Raw genomic sequence first — 13,263 nt, 5'->3', positions numbered from 1 at the left:
TTACGCCTTCGCCACACGGATGCGGGGGACGGACATGTTCAGCATTCCCCTTCGGCTTCAGGACCGAGGCCGGGCGGGAGAGCGGAGCGAAGTTGGCGGCGGCGCCACTTCTGGCCGGTCCACCATCGCCATCCCAATTGCGAGACGAAATAGCCGAAGAGCGCCGCCGCGGCGGAAATGACGGCAAGGCCCACCACCATCGCCGGCGCAGCATCGGATGCCAGCCACGACAGCCATTCACCCGCGCCAGCGCCGCGTTCGTAAAGGGCATAGAAAGTGGCGGTATCGGCATGGAAGCCGAGCATGTTACCCACGCCGATCGACGCGATGAGGATGAAAGGCGTCGTCGCCGGATTGCTTAGGAACGTCATCGCCGCCGCTACGGGAATATTGGCGCGAAACGGTACGGAAACCAATGCCGCGCCGATGATCTGGAGACCCGGAATCATCAAGAAGATTCCGACGAACAGGCCAAGTCCCACCGCGCGCGGCACGGACCGGCGGGTAAAGCGCCACAAATCGCTGCGCAAGACGCGTCCCGCAAAAGGCCGGATCAGGCGGTTTTCAGCCAGATCCTCACGCCTTGGAGCGTTCCTGGCGAGCCAGGTGCCGATACGTGTTCCCAGGTCAGCCATGCTGCCTTAGCAGGCGGCCCTGCTCCCTCTTCCAATCCTTTTCCTTTTGATATTCGCGCTTGTCCGGCGCCTTGCGGCCCTTGGCAAGCGCGAGCTCGACCTTCGCCCGTCCGCGGCCGTTGAAATAGATGGAGAGCGGCACGAGGGTCATGCCTTCCCGGGCCACCGCACCGTGCAGCTTGGCGATCTGACGCTGGTTGAGCAGAAGCTTGCGCGGGCGCTTCGGCTCATGATTGAAACGGTTGCCGTGGCTGAACTCGGGAATATTGGCGTTGATCAGCCAGACCTCTTCATCCTTCACTTCCGCATAGCTTTCGCCGATCGACCCTTCGCCGAACCGGAGCGACTTCACTTCCGTACCCGTCAGCGCGATTCCGGCTTCATATTTGTCCTGCACGGCATAATCGTAGCGCGCGCGCCGGTTTTCGGCGACGACCTTCTTCTTGTCGAACTCTTCGGGACGGGGGCGCGCCATCAGACGAGGCCGGCATGCGCGAGCGCGGCGTCGACCGCCTTGCGGCTGGCTTCGGAAGGGGGTGTCATGGGCAAGCGCAGCTCGGATGAGAATTCGGGACGGATTTTGTTGAGCGCATATTTGATCGGACCGGGTGAAGCATCCGTGAACAAGGCCGCGTGGAGCGGGTATAGCCGATCCTGGAGATCGAGCGCTTCGGGCCAGCGCCCTTCCAGGCAGGCATTTTGGAAATCGGCACACAGGCGCGGCGCGACATTTGCGGTGACGGAAATCGCCCCCACCCCGCCCATCGCCATATAGCCGAGGGTCATGTCGTCATTGCCCGACAGCTGCGCAAAGCCGGTGCCGCAGCTCAACCGGTGCGCGCTGACGCGGCCGAGATCGCCCGACGCGTCCTTGATTCCCACGACGCCCTTAACCGTAGCGAGGCGGGCTACCGTTTCCGGCTTGATGTCCGTCACCGTCCGTCCAGGAACGGTGTAAAGGACGATCGGCAAATCGCTCGCCGCAGCCAGCGCTTCGTAATGGGCGAAGACACCGTCCTGATTCGGGCGGTTATAATAAGGCGCGACCACGAGCGCGGCGTCGGCGCCAGCGTCTCGCGCCGATTGCATCAGCGCGATGACGCTTTGGGTGTTGTTGCCGCCGCAACCGGCGATGACGGGGACGCGGCCAGCGGCCTGCTCAACGCAAGCGCGGATCACCCGCGCCTGCTCTCCAGCCGACAAGGTCGCGGATTCGCCGGTGGTGCCGCAGGGAACGAGCGCGTGGCTTCCTTCCGCGATCTGCCATTCGACGAAGGCGCGAAATGCCTCCTCGTCAAACGCTTCGTCGCGAAAGGGCGTCACCAGAGCCGGGATCGAGCCGCGGAACATGCTTGTCTCCTTCACCAGGGTCGCCAGCGTGATAATGCGAAGCGGCCCGGAAATCCGTTCATGGCCTGATAAGGAGGGGGTTGGCATCCTGTCCAGCATGCATAAGAAAGCAATGACCCTTACTTTGCTCGCGGCCTCGGTTGCCGCTGTCGCTTCGACCGGTCCGGTCGCTCTCCAAAAGATATTGCCGGCCGCTACGCAGGCCGCGCAAATTGCGCCATCGACGCCGGGGCCGGCCGTCACGGCGCCGCAAGCGCAAACTTCCGCGCCGAGCTTCGCCGCCAATCAGGCGATCGCGCAGTGGAACAGCCTGCGGCAGAGCAGCAGCCAGCCCTTCTCCTCTTATTACAGCTTCCTCACCACCTATCGCGGCTTTCCGGGCGAGACGGCCCTGCGGCGTGACGCCGAGCGGGCGCTCGATCCGGCTGTGACCCCGGCAAGCAATATCGTCGCCTTCTTCCGCATTCACCCGCCGCTCACCCCAAGCGGCCACGCCAAATATGCGCTGGCGCTGAAGGGTTTGAACAGCGGCGAAGCGGACGCCGCGGCGCGCACGGCCTGGGCCAGCGGCGTTCTGCCCGCTGCGGACGAAAGCCGCCTGCTTGGCGCGTTCGGGCCGATCCTAACGTCCGCCGATCACGACCGGCGGATGGAGACCCTGCTCGACAATGGGGATACGGCGAGCGCGCTGCGCACCTTGCCTTACGCCTCGGCCGCGCGGCGGGCGATTTACGATGCGCGCATCGCGCTCCAGACCCGCGCGCCTGACGCCGCTGCCAAGGTCGCGGCGCTTGGTGCGGCCGCGTCCGGCGAAGGCGGCCTGCTGATGGACCGCGCCAACTGGTTCCGCGCCACCGGCCAGAGTCTTGCCGCGCGCAACCTGCTCGCCATGCGCCACACTTTCACAAGCCGGCCCGCCAATCCGGAAAAATGGTTCGAAACCATGCTGACCATGGCGAAGGGCGCGGCGGCCGACAGCCAGTGGCAGTCCGCCTACCAGATTGCGAGCCAGGTCGACGATGCCTATGCGCCGAACACGGACATCAGCGAGAAAAGCTATGGCGAGCGCGACGAATATACGAGCCTGACCTGGCTCGCCGGGTCGACGGCTTTGCACCGGCTCGGCCGCCCCATCGATGCCATCGGCATGTTCGAACGCTATGGCCGCGCCGCCCGATCGCCCCAGACGCGCGCCAAGGGCTTCTATTGGGCCGCGCGCGCCGCGAGCCAGGCGGGCCAGGCCGAGCGCGGCGCGCAGCTCCTCAATCTCGCCGCGGCCTATCCGGACCAATTTTACGGCCAGCTCGCGATGGAGAAGCTGGGGCGCCCGATCCCGGCACCCTCGCCAACCGACCGGGTGACGCCGACGCCGGAAGCCCGCGCCGCCTTCGCCCGCCGTCCGATCGTCGAGGCCACGCGCCTGCTCGGCATGTTGGGGCGGCGCGAGGACCAGGCCCTGTTCATTCGGGCGCTATCCGAACAGCTGACCACCGACGAAGAACATGCGCTGGCCGACGAATTCGCCCGGCAGATCGCGCGGCCCGACCTCGGCGTCTGGGTGGCCCGCAACGCGCGAAGCAAGGGGTCGACAGTCTATACGCTCGCCAATTTCCCGACCGTGCCGGTGCCGCCCGCCTACGACCGGCATTGGACGCTTGCCAACGCGATCACCCGCCAGGAAAGCTCGTTCGACCGTACCGCGCAGAGCCATGTCGGCGCGCGCGGGATGATGCAACTGATGCCGGGAACCGCGCGCGAAGTGGCAGGGCAGTTGGGCATGCCTTACGACCTGTCCCGCCTGACCGGGGATCCGCAATATAACGTCATGCTCGGCAGCAAATATTTCGCCGATTTGATGGCACGCTATGGCAATTTCGCGCCGATGGCCGTCGCCGCTTACAATGCCGGGCCGGGCAATGTGAACAAGTGGATACGCGCCAATGGCGATCCGCGCCTGCCCGGCGCCGACGTGGTGCGCTGGATAGAGGATATCCCGTTCCAAGAGACGCGCAACTATGTGCAGCGGGTGCTCGAAAATGCGGTGGTGTACGACACCATTCATCCGCAGCGGGTACAGCTTCAGGCGCAGAACCATCCGTCCAACTACCTCGGCGGTGCGCGGCAGGTCCGCTGACGGTGAGCGATCGCCCGAATTACATAACGCCGGCGGGCTATCGCGCCCTCCGCGCGGAATATGACCGCCTGTTCGCCATCGAGCGGCCGCAGCTGGTCGAAACGATCAGCTGGGCCGCCGGCAACGGCGACCGGTCCGAGAATGGCGATTATATTTACGGCCGGAAGAAGCTGCGCGAGATCGACCGGCGACTGGGCTGGCTATCCAAGCGGATGAAGGCTGCCCGGGTGATCGAACCCAGCCAGCAGGATGGCAGCAGAGTGCTGTTCGGCGCCACTGTCACCTTGGCGGACGAGGACGACAATGAGCGGATCGTGACCCTAGTCGGTGAAGATGAGGCCGATGCGGGTTCTGGGCGGATCAGCTGGCACTCTCCAATCGCTCGCGCAGTGCGCGGGGCCATGATTGGGGACGTACGGCGGGTTAATCTTCCCGCTGGCGAGCGAGAATATGAGGTGATTTCGATCCGGTATGAATAGATCCTCCCCGGTATGGGGAGTTGGCAATCCAAAGGACTGACGGAGGGGCTGGCCGAGGCCCGTGACCCCTCTCCACCATGTTTCGGCTGGTCCCCCCTCTCCCGTCCCGGGGAGGATTTCAGCCTGCCCGCGGCGGTTCGACGACGCGGATGTGGAGTTCGCGGAGCTGCTTCGCCGTGACTTGCGCCGGGGCGTTCATCATCAGGTCTTCGGCTTTCTGCGTCATCGGGAAGAGGATGACTTCGCGGATGTTCGGTTCGTTGGCGAGCAGCATGACGATGCGGTCGATGCCCGGCGCCGAGCCGCCGTGGGGCGGTGCGCCGAACTTGAAGGCGTTGATCATCCCCGAGAAGTTCGTGTCGACATCTTCCTGGCTGTAGCCGGCGATTTCGAACGCCTTGTACATGATGTCCGGACGATGGTTCCGGATCGCGCCCGAGGACAGCTCCACGCCGTTGCAGACGATGTCATACTGATAAGCGAGGATGTCGAGCGGATCCTTGGTTTCCAGCGCTTCCAGCTCGCCCTGCGGCATCGAGAAGGGATTGTGGCTGAAGTCGACCTTCTTCGCTTCCTCGTCATATTCGAACATCGGGAAATCGACGATCCAGCAGAATTCGAAGCGGTTCTCGTCGACGAGGCCAAGCTGCTCGCCGACGCGGGTGCGGGCGAGACCGGCGAGCTTCGCGGCCTGGGCTTCCTTGCCCGCCGCGAAGAAAATGCCGTCATTCGGGCCAAGGCCGAGTTCTGCGATCAGCTTGCGCGTGGCTTCCTCGCCATGGTTCTTGGCGATCGGGCCGCCAAGCTCGCCATTCTTCTGGGTGATATAGCCAAGGCCGGCATGGCCCTCCGAACGTGCCCAGTCGTTCATATCATCGAAGAATTTGCGGCTCTTATCGGCCGTGCCCAGGGCCGGGATGGCGCGGACCACGCCGCCGCCGCCAACGATCTTGTCGAACAGGCCGAAGCCCGAACCCCGGAAGTGATCCGACACGTCGGTGATCAGGATCGGGTTGCGAAGATCCGGCTTGTCGTTGCCGTATTTCAGCATCGATTCCCTGTAGGGAATGCGCTTGAAGGGGAGCGGCGACACGCTGCGGCCGTTCGCGAATTCCTCGAACACGCCGTGGAGGACGGGCTCGATGGCGTTGAAAACATCGTCCTGCGTGACGTAGCTCATTTCGAAATCGAGCTGGTAGAATTCGCCCGGGCTGCGGTCCGCGCGGGCGTCCTCGTCGCGGAAGCAGGGCGCGATCTGGAAATAACGATCAAAGCCAGCCACCATGATCAGCTGCTTGAACATCTGCGGTGCCTGGGGAAGCGCATAGAATTTGCCGGGATGGACGCGGCTCGGCACCAGATAGTCGCGGGCGCCTTCCGGCGACGAGGCGGTCAGGATCGGCGTCTGGAATTCGGTGAAGCCCTGGTCGATCATGCGGCGGCGGATTGAGCTGATCACATTGGAGCGCAACACGATATTCTGGTGGATGCGCTCCCGGCGGAGGTCGAGATAGCGGTAGCGGAGGCGGATATCCTCGGGATATTCGGCCTCGCCCGCGACCGGCATCGGAAGTTCCTGCGCGGACGATTGGGTGACGACATCCTCCGCATGCACCTCGATCTCACCCGTCGCGAGGTTCGAATTGGCGGCTTCCGGCCCGCGCGCCACCACCTTGCCGGTGATCGTCACGACCGATTCGGCGCGCAGGCCATCGAGGATGCGGAGCGCCTCCGTGCCCGCATTGGCGACGATCTGCGTCAGGCCGTAATGATCACGCAGATCGATGAAGAGCACGCCGCCATGATCGCGTTTCCGGTGAATCCAACCGGAAAGCCTGACCTGATTGCCTACGTCTCCGGAGCGGAGCTGGGCGCAGGTGTGGGTGCGATAGGCGTGCATCGTGTGACTTTCGGCTGGATTGGACTGGAAAATACAGAAGTCGCGCTTCGCCTCGGATAAGCCGCTTTGTCAAGGCGCGAGCCTCACGCTATGAGCGGCGGCCTATGCATATCCATCCGTTGATTACCGACAGCGAATCGCTCGCCGCCCTTTGCAAACGCCTCTCCACCGCCAGCTTCGTCGCTGTCGATACGGAGTTCATGCGGGAAAATACCTATTGGCCCGATCTGTGCCTGATCCAGATCGGCGACCAGTTCGAGGCTGCAGCGATCGACCCTAAAGCGGAAGGACTTGATCTTACCCCCCTGCTCGACCTCCTCGTCAACAATGATGAGGTTCTGAAGGTTTTCCATGCGGGCGGGCAGGATATCGAGATCATCCACAATTTGACCGGCAAGACGCCTTATCCGTTATTCGATACGCAAGTCGCCGCGATGGCGCTGGGGCTTGGCGAGCAGGTCGGTTATTCGAACCTCGTCGAAAGCCTATTGAACGAGCGGCTCGACAAGGGCGCGCGCTTCACCGATTGGGGCCGCCGCCCGCTCGACAAGCGCCAGATCGATTATGCGATCGGCGACGTTACCTATCTCGCCGGGCTCTTCCCCAAGATGCTGGAGCGTCTCAAGAAAACCGGCCGCGGCGCCTGGCTTAATCAGGAGATGGAGAGGCTCGCCGATCCCGCCAATTATTGCGTCGATCCCGACCAGGCATGGAAGCGCATCCGCATGCCGAGCCGCAAGGCCGAGGTGCTGGGACGCCTGAAGGCCGTCGCCGCGTGGCGCGAAAAAGAAGCGCGGGGCAAGAATCTGCCGCGCGGGCGGATCATGAAGGACGAGACGCTGGCCGACATCGCCTCGCACCCGCCGAAGAGCCAGGATGCGCTGGCCAATGTGCGCGGCCTCTCGCCGACCTGGAAATCGAACGACATCGGCGCGCGGCTCATGCAGGCGATCGCGGATGCCAGGGAGCTGCCCGCCGACGAAATGCCCCCGAAGGAGGAGCGCATGCCCGGTCTGGGCAAGGAAGGCGCGCTCGTCGCCGATCTCCTGAAGCTCCTCCTCAAAATCCGCTCGCGCGAAAGCAATGTCGCGGCGCGGCTCATCGCCAAATCCGAAGAACTGGAAGCGCTGGCTGCGGGAAAACGGAACGGGCTTTCGATTCTCGAAGGCTGGCGGTTCGACGAATTCGGCCGCGATGCATTGGATCTGGTGGAAGGCCGCCTCGCCTTCGCGATCAAGAAGGGCCGGCTCGCCATGACGCGTACGGAGGCGGCCGAATAATCGGCTATGATCAAATCGCCGCGCACTCCGATTGGAGTTCCATGATCCCGGCGAGAGCCTTCAGCCTTTTCTCCACCGCCTCGCCGTAAAGCGGCATCTGTCCTGCCGGCAGAGCAAGTCGCAAGACATTCCCGTCAACTTCAAGGCGGCTGCGTTCCAGCCCTTCCGCCGCGCCGCCGCTGAAGCGCTGGGCGAGGCGCACCGCATAACCCCAGCAGCTCGCCCGTTCCAGTTCTTCCGGCGTGCAGAGTTCGGCGGGATAGTGTTCGGCGAAACTGCCGGATCCCGCGAAATTGCAGAACAGAGCCTGGGCGATCATCACCCGCCCCGGCGCGTCGATGCCGACCCAATTGCCGTGCAGCGCCATGTCGACGCCGCGTTCGGCCCGAAAATCGGGATGGGCGCGCCAGGCGATATCCGAGAGGACACAGGAAGCGAGCCGCAGCCGTGCCAAGGCCGGGTCTTCTTCCGGCAAGGCGCCCGCGATCCAGCGGTCCAGCAATTTGCCATGTTCCTCGAACCGGCCGAGTCCCCGACCCGCCTCACGCGCCGCGTCGATCAAAGGGTCTCGCGCGCGCGTTTTCGGGTCGAGCCGGTCGTAGAGCAGGCCTTCGCGTATGCCGAAGCTGGAGAGGACGAGATGGCTCGGCTCCAGTTCGTCGGACAAGGCGCGGAGGAGCATCGCGGCTTCAGCCAGGGTGGCGGCGCGGCTCGATCCGACGATAGCCTTCAGATCCTTGGGATCGAGTTCGGCAATGAGGTCGAGCAATTCGGCCGGCCGTTCGGGCTGCATCCAATAATGGTGAGTGATGGGCAGCGGATAATCGGTCACCGCCATGTCGAGCTTGGCGAGCGCGCGCCACGATCCGCCCACCATGTAGAAGGGCCGGTCGCGTCCCAGCCCGTCGAAGCCGGTTTTGGCCAGCGCCGTCCGCACGGCCTTGCGGAACGCCGCTTCACCCTTCGCCGCAATGGGCTGAAGGCGCAGGACGCCGAAGCGGGTGGACGCACTCTTGCGCACCTTTCCGTCGCCAAGATCGACCAGTTCCAGGCTGCCGCCGCCAAGATCGCCCGCGAGGCCGTCCGCATCGGGAAAGGCGGACAGCACTCCCTGCCCGGCCATGAAGCCTTCGCGCTCGCCCGACAGGACGATCGGGGAAAAGCCGATGTCGCGCACCGCGTCGAGAAAGGCGTCGCCGTTGCTGGCGTCGCGCACCGCCGCCGTCGCGACGGGCAGGATATCGGTGACGCCCATTTGCGGCAGCAGGATGCGGAAACGCGCCATGGCCGCCAAGGCGCGGTCCTGCGCCTCCTCCGACAGGGCTCCGGATGCGTTGAGGCTCTTGCCGAGGCCCGCCATCACCTTTTCGTTGAAAATGATGGCGGGAACGCGCGGCGCGCCCGCATAGACGACGAGACGCACGGAGTTGGAGCCGATGTCGATGATCGCCGTCGGGGATTGGCGGGACATTCCGACTCAGTTCCTGCGCAACCGGAGCTTGGGCACCGCTCCGCTCCGAAGCGCGGCGCCCCGCCCCGATAGAGAGGGGTTTGTCATGAAATAGCGATGAAGATTGAATGGTTTGTCGTCATTTTCTCTTAATCGTTCGTAACATCCGTTAGGAAGAAGCCGCCAGCTCTGTTCGTTGTCGATGAGGTTCGCGACCATCACCTGATCCAATATTTGCGCATGAACGGTCGGGTTCTCGACTTGCAGCATGTGTTCGACGCGCCGATCGAAGTTGCGCGGCATCCAATCCGCCGAGCTGATGAAAACCTTGGCGTTGCGGCCGGGCAGGTCTTCGCCATTCCCGAAGCACCAGATGCGGCTATGCTCCAGGAAGCGGCCAACCACCGATTTCACCCGAATATTCTCCGAAAGCCCGGCTATACCCGGACGCAGGCAGCAAATGCCGCGCACGATAAGGTCGATCTCCACCCCCTGCCCGCTCGCCGCGTAGAGCTTGTCGATGATGGCCGGATCGACAAGGGCGTTCATCTTGGCCCATATCGCCCCCGGCTTTCCGGCCCGGACATTCTCCACTTCGCTGTCGATCAACGCAAAAAGGTGTTCGCGAAGCCCATAAGGCGACATGGTGATAAGCTCGAGATCGCGCGGCGCGACATAGCCGGTGATGTAGTTGAAGAGCTGCGCCACGTCCCGTCCGACGCGCGGATCGGCGGTGAAGAAGCTGATATCGGTATAGGTCTTGGCTGTGCCGGGATGGTAATTGCCGGTGCCGAGGTGGCAATAGGTGCGATAACCCTTTTCCTCGCGACGTACGATCATCGATACCTTGGCGTGGGTTTTCCAATCGACGAAGCCATAGACGACCTGCACGCCTGCTCGCTCCAGCGCGCTGGCCCAAAGGATATTCTGCTCTTCGTCGAACCGCGCTTTCAACTCGACGACCGCTGTCACCGACTTGCCTGCCTCGGCGGCGTCGATCAGGGCTCGGATGATCGCGGATTGCTTGCCCGCGCGGTAGAGCGTTTGTTTGATCGCCACCACGTCCGGATCTTCCGCGGCTTGTCGCAGGAAGGCGACCACGACGTCGAACGTCTCGTAAGGGTGGTGGACGACAATGTCCTTGGTGCGGATCGCCGCGAAACAGTCGCTGTCATGCTCGCGAATCCGCTCCGGAAAACGCGGCGTGAATGGCGGAAATTTGAGGTCCGGGCGGTCCTCATCCACCAGCCCTTCCAGATCCGCGATGCCAAGAAATCCCGTCGATTCCGAAACGATCGCCTGGCTTGCGTCGATTCCCTCGCGAACGAGCGCGACGAGTTCGGCCGGCATCCCGGCTTCGAGCTTCAGGCGTATCACCCGCCCCCGGCGGCGGCGTTTGATCGCCGAACGAAAGAAGCGAACCAGATCTTCCGCTTCCTCCTCGACCTCGATGTCACTGTCCCGGATGATACGGAAGGCGCCGTGACCCAATACCTCATAATCGGGAAACAGGGTGCCGATATGGCGCCGGATCAGCGTTTCGATCGCAACGTAGCGCGCTTTCTGCCCTGGGACGCGGATGAAACGCGGTACAGAGGAGGGCATCATTAGAAGCTCGTGGATCGGCTCCCCATCCGATCGGCGCCTCATGTCGAAAATCAGCGAGAAACCCTTGTTCGGAATGAAGGGAAACGGATGGGCCGGGTCGATCGCTTGCGGGGTCAAAACCGGAAAAACCTGCTCGTCGAAATATCGGGCGAGCCAGGCGGCCGCCTCGGCGTCCGCGTCGACATCGTCATTGCCCATCACCTGGATACCGGCGTTGATCAATTCGACCTTGATGTCGTTCCACACCTGTTGCTGGCTTTTGGTGAGCGCATCCGCTTCATCGGCGATGGCGGCAAGCTGCTGCGCGGGCGTGAGGCCGTCGGCCGAATACTCCTCGACCCCGAGCAACTGCTGGCCTTTGAGGCCGGCCACCCGAACCATGAAAAATTCGTCGAGATTGTTGCCGGATATGGAGAGGAAGCGCAGCCGTTCCAGCAAGGGGTGCGCGGGATTGCAGGCTTCCTCCAGAACGCGCCGGTTGAAGGCGAGCCACGACAATTCCCGATTGAAATAGCGCGATTGCCCTTCCGGCAGGCCCGGCACGCCGCTGATGGGCTGGGCGGCGCTAGCCATGGCGATCGATCACTCTTTCCGCGCTCAATGCCGAACGCGCGGCGGGCAAAGTCAGCCGGCGGCTGCTGGAGAGCGCGGTGCGGTCGAGAATATCCACGGCTTTCAGAACGGCCATATAGCTCCGTTCGATCCGGGGCGCGACATATTGGGGGATTTCGGGCGGTATCACGATCCCCCGATCCGACAGAAGTTTGACAATGAGGTTACAGATGAGCCCGTCATCCGGCTGTCCGATCTCGACATGCGGGGTTGCCGCCAGGCGCGAGCGCAGGTCGGGCAAACGCACTTCCCAGTGCGGCGTGTCGGACACGAGCAACACCGGCCGCCTTTGGGCCTGGGCATCGTTCCAGGCATGGAAGAGCGTCTCTTCATCGTGCGCCGGCGCATCGTCGAATAGCCGCCCCCCGACCTTCCGCGCAAAGATGCCGCCAAGCAGGCTCCGGCCCGACTTGCGTGGCCCGACGAGAATCGTCGCCATGACCGGCCAGGTGTGCCACCGCCGCAGATGCTCGAAAGCGAGGCGATTGGCATCGGACAGGAGAAAATCCTCCTCCCCGCTTGCCACCGGCCAATTGAGCGGCAGCGCGATCTGACCCATCTTACTGTCCCGGCCGCGAGATGGTGAGCGTCGATCCGCTGCCCGCGACAGTCCAGCCACGGGCGCGAAGCGCGGCGGCGAGCGCGTTGCCGTCGCCGGCAAAGGTCACGCGCATCGTCGACGTGCCGCCCATCGCCGTGCTGACGGTGAGCGCGGAGGTGACCCCCGGAATGCCGCTCACCGAAATTTCGGCTTCGGCCACGGCATTGGACGTCGGGCTCGCATAACGAATGCTGTAGGGCACGGCGACACCTGCTGGGACAGTCACCGGTTCCGGCGGCCTGTTCGCCGCCTCGCTGGCCGCCTCGATCTCTTCGGCCGCCTCTTCCTCGACCGGCGGCGCCACGGGGATGAGCGAACGATCGAACGTCAAACGGCCTTCTGCCAAGGCACGCGCGTAAGCCGCGTCGATGCGCTGCACGCCCGTTTGAAGCAGCCTGGGGAGCGCCGCGCTATTCTCAACGCGCAGGGTGAAGCGATCGATCAGCCGGTAATCGGGCCCATGCCGCGCGGTGAAGGTGCCGATTACCGGTCCACCCGGATAGGTGCGCTTCAGCTGCACTTCGGGCACGACGATATCGGCGGCGCCATATTGTTCCAGGATCATGCGCCACCAGCTGCGGTTGCGCCGCTGCGCCTGCGCAACGTTCAAGAGCAAGGGGTCGATGCCGTTGCCGACGGGACGCACATAATCGATCGGACTATTGTTGGTCCGGAACTGCGCCCAGGCGCGCTGCCATTCGTTGCGCGATTCGAAGCTCTGGAACGATCCGCCGGTCAGCATCACCGGAATGACCAACATCGGCTGCGACCGGCGGGTCAGTCCCTCGACCCCGAGCAAAGGCCCCGCACGGCTGCGGTCGAACAGCACGCCCAAGGTCGCGATATAGCGGTTCGGACCGATCTGCTCCTGTTCGACGATAACTCCGGACATCATGCCGGACAGGACGGAGTCGCTCAATGTCGGCGCCTCGCTGATCGGACGGCCATTCGTCTTGGCCCACAACGCCTTCCAACCCTTCGACAGCGCCTGGCGCCAGCCTTCGGTGCGGGCGGCATCGGCAGTCTTCGCCGTCACGTCCACCGCGATGCCCGTCACCTCGAAAGTGCTGGAGCTGTCGATCGGCGCGATACCCCGATCGCTGCCTTCGAGCTGCGCATAGAGCGCCGCGCCGCCGCCGATCAGGGACAAAGCGGCGATGCCGAGCAGCAGGGAAGAGCGGGACGAGAAAAGCTTCACGAGCGCCTTTTGACGA

Annotated in this window: 11 protein-coding genes; 3 read left to right on the top strand and 8 right to left on the bottom strand. The window is 63.8% G+C overall.

Going from position 1 to position 13,263, the window contains the following annotated elements; all coding sequences use genetic code 11:
- Positions 1-38: 38 nt before the first annotated feature.
- From IC614_RS03485 to dapA, 3 genes are read right to left on the bottom strand one after another with little or no spacing between them, the layout of a single operon-like run.
- Entirely contained in the window at positions 39-626 is a 588-nt protein-coding gene (locus IC614_RS03485) for a DUF2062 domain-containing protein (protein WP_404829151.1), read from the bottom strand.
- 1 nt (position 627) lies between these two features.
- The gene (gene smpB / locus IC614_RS03480; RefSeq protein WP_200972353.1) at positions 628-1,110 is read right to left on the bottom strand and encodes an SsrA-binding protein SmpB; all 483 of its coding nucleotides are present in this window, start codon (positions 1,108-1,110) and stop codon (positions 628-630) included.
- Positions 1,110-1,985 (bottom strand): 4-hydroxy-tetrahydrodipicolinate synthase, encoded by an 876-nt coding sequence (gene dapA / locus IC614_RS03475; RefSeq protein WP_200972344.1) that lies wholly within the window; start codon positions 1,983-1,985, stop codon positions 1,110-1,112. Before dapA ends, smpB begins: the two co-directional genes overlap by 1 nt.
- A 97-nt stretch (positions 1,986-2,082) precedes the next feature.
- Between dapA and IC614_RS03470 the strand changes: the two genes are divergently transcribed.
- Positions 2,083-4,119, top strand: a complete 2,037-nt coding sequence (locus tag IC614_RS03470; protein WP_207791149.1) for a lytic transglycosylase domain-containing protein — start codon at positions 2,083-2,085, stop codon at positions 4,117-4,119.
- 2 nt (positions 4,120-4,121) lie between these two features.
- Entirely contained in the window at positions 4,122-4,598 is a 477-nt protein-coding gene (greB, locus tag IC614_RS03465) for a transcription elongation factor GreB (RefSeq protein WP_200972341.1), read from the top strand.
- Between the two features lie 118 nt (positions 4,599-4,716).
- Here greB and aspS read toward each other — a convergent pair whose 3' ends face one another.
- A complete protein-coding gene (aspS, locus tag IC614_RS03460; RefSeq protein ID WP_200972339.1) occupies positions 4,717-6,498 on the bottom strand; it encodes an aspartate--tRNA ligase in 1,782 nt (593 codons plus the stop codon).
- A 104-nt stretch (positions 6,499-6,602) separates the two neighbouring features.
- On the opposite strand from aspS, the gene rnd reads away from it, so the two are divergent.
- The gene (gene rnd / locus IC614_RS03455; protein WP_200972338.1) at positions 6,603-7,778 is read left to right on the top strand and encodes a ribonuclease D; all 1,176 of its coding nucleotides are present in this window, start codon (positions 6,603-6,605) and stop codon (positions 7,776-7,778) included.
- Between the two features lie 10 nt (positions 7,779-7,788).
- Here the strand turns inward: rnd and IC614_RS03450 are convergent, their stop codons facing one another.
- The 4 genes from IC614_RS03450 to IC614_RS03435 are packed head-to-tail and all read right to left on the bottom strand — an operon-like array spanning position 7,789 to position 13,247.
- Complete coding sequence (locus IC614_RS03450; RefSeq protein ID WP_200972337.1) at positions 7,789-9,249, bottom strand: Ppx/GppA family phosphatase; 1,461 nt, start codon at positions 9,247-9,249, stop codon at positions 7,789-7,791.
- A gap of 6 nt (positions 9,250-9,255) precedes the next feature.
- Positions 9,256-11,409: an RNA degradosome polyphosphate kinase gene (locus tag IC614_RS03445; protein ID WP_200972336.1), complete on the bottom strand. Its 2,154-nt coding sequence runs from the start codon at positions 11,407-11,409 to the stop codon at positions 9,256-9,258.
- The gene (locus IC614_RS03440; RefSeq protein WP_200972335.1) at positions 11,402-12,007 is read right to left on the bottom strand and encodes an HdaA/DnaA family protein; all 606 of its coding nucleotides are present in this window, start codon (positions 12,005-12,007) and stop codon (positions 11,402-11,404) included. The genes IC614_RS03445 and IC614_RS03440 overlap by 8 nt, the downstream gene beginning before the upstream one ends.
- Position 12,008: 1 nt before the next feature.
- Entirely contained in the window at positions 12,009-13,247 is a 1,239-nt protein-coding gene (locus IC614_RS03435; protein ID WP_226372713.1) for a heavy-metal-associated domain-containing protein, read from the bottom strand.
- Positions 13,248-13,263 lie beyond the last annotated feature (16 nt).

Source organism: Sphingosinicella flava, assembly GCF_016025255.1.
Lineage (GTDB): Bacteria > Pseudomonadota > Alphaproteobacteria > Sphingomonadales > Sphingomonadaceae > Allosphingosinicella > Allosphingosinicella flava.
This window is presented reverse-complemented; position numbering and strand designations above follow the sequence as displayed.

Coding starts and splice junctions, on each gene's coding strand:
- smpB (WP_200972353.1), bottom strand. CDS start 1,110: ATGGCGCGCCCCCGTCCCGAAGAGTTCGACAAGAAGAAGGTCGTCGCC.
- dapA (WP_200972344.1), bottom strand. CDS start 1,985: ATGTTCCGCGGCTCGATCCCGGCTCTGGTGACGCCCTTTCGCGACGAA.
- IC614_RS03470 (WP_207791149.1), top strand. CDS start 2,083: ATGCATAAGAAAGCAATGACCCTTACTTTGCTCGCGGCCTCGGTTGCC.
- aspS (WP_200972339.1), bottom strand. CDS start 6,498: ATGCACGCCTATCGCACCCACACCTGCGCCCAGCTCCGCTCCGGAGAC.
- rnd (WP_200972338.1), top strand. CDS start 6,603: ATGCATATCCATCCGTTGATTACCGACAGCGAATCGCTCGCCGCCCTT.
- IC614_RS03450 (WP_200972337.1), bottom strand. CDS start 9,249: ATGTCCCGCCAATCCCCGACGGCGATCATCGACATCGGCTCCAACTCC.
- IC614_RS03445 (WP_200972336.1), bottom strand. CDS start 11,409: ATGGCTAGCGCCGCCCAGCCCATCAGCGGCGTGCCGGGCCTGCCGGAA.
- IC614_RS03440 (WP_200972335.1), bottom strand. CDS start 12,007: ATGGGTCAGATCGCGCTGCCGCTCAATTGGCCGGTGGCAAGCGGGGAG.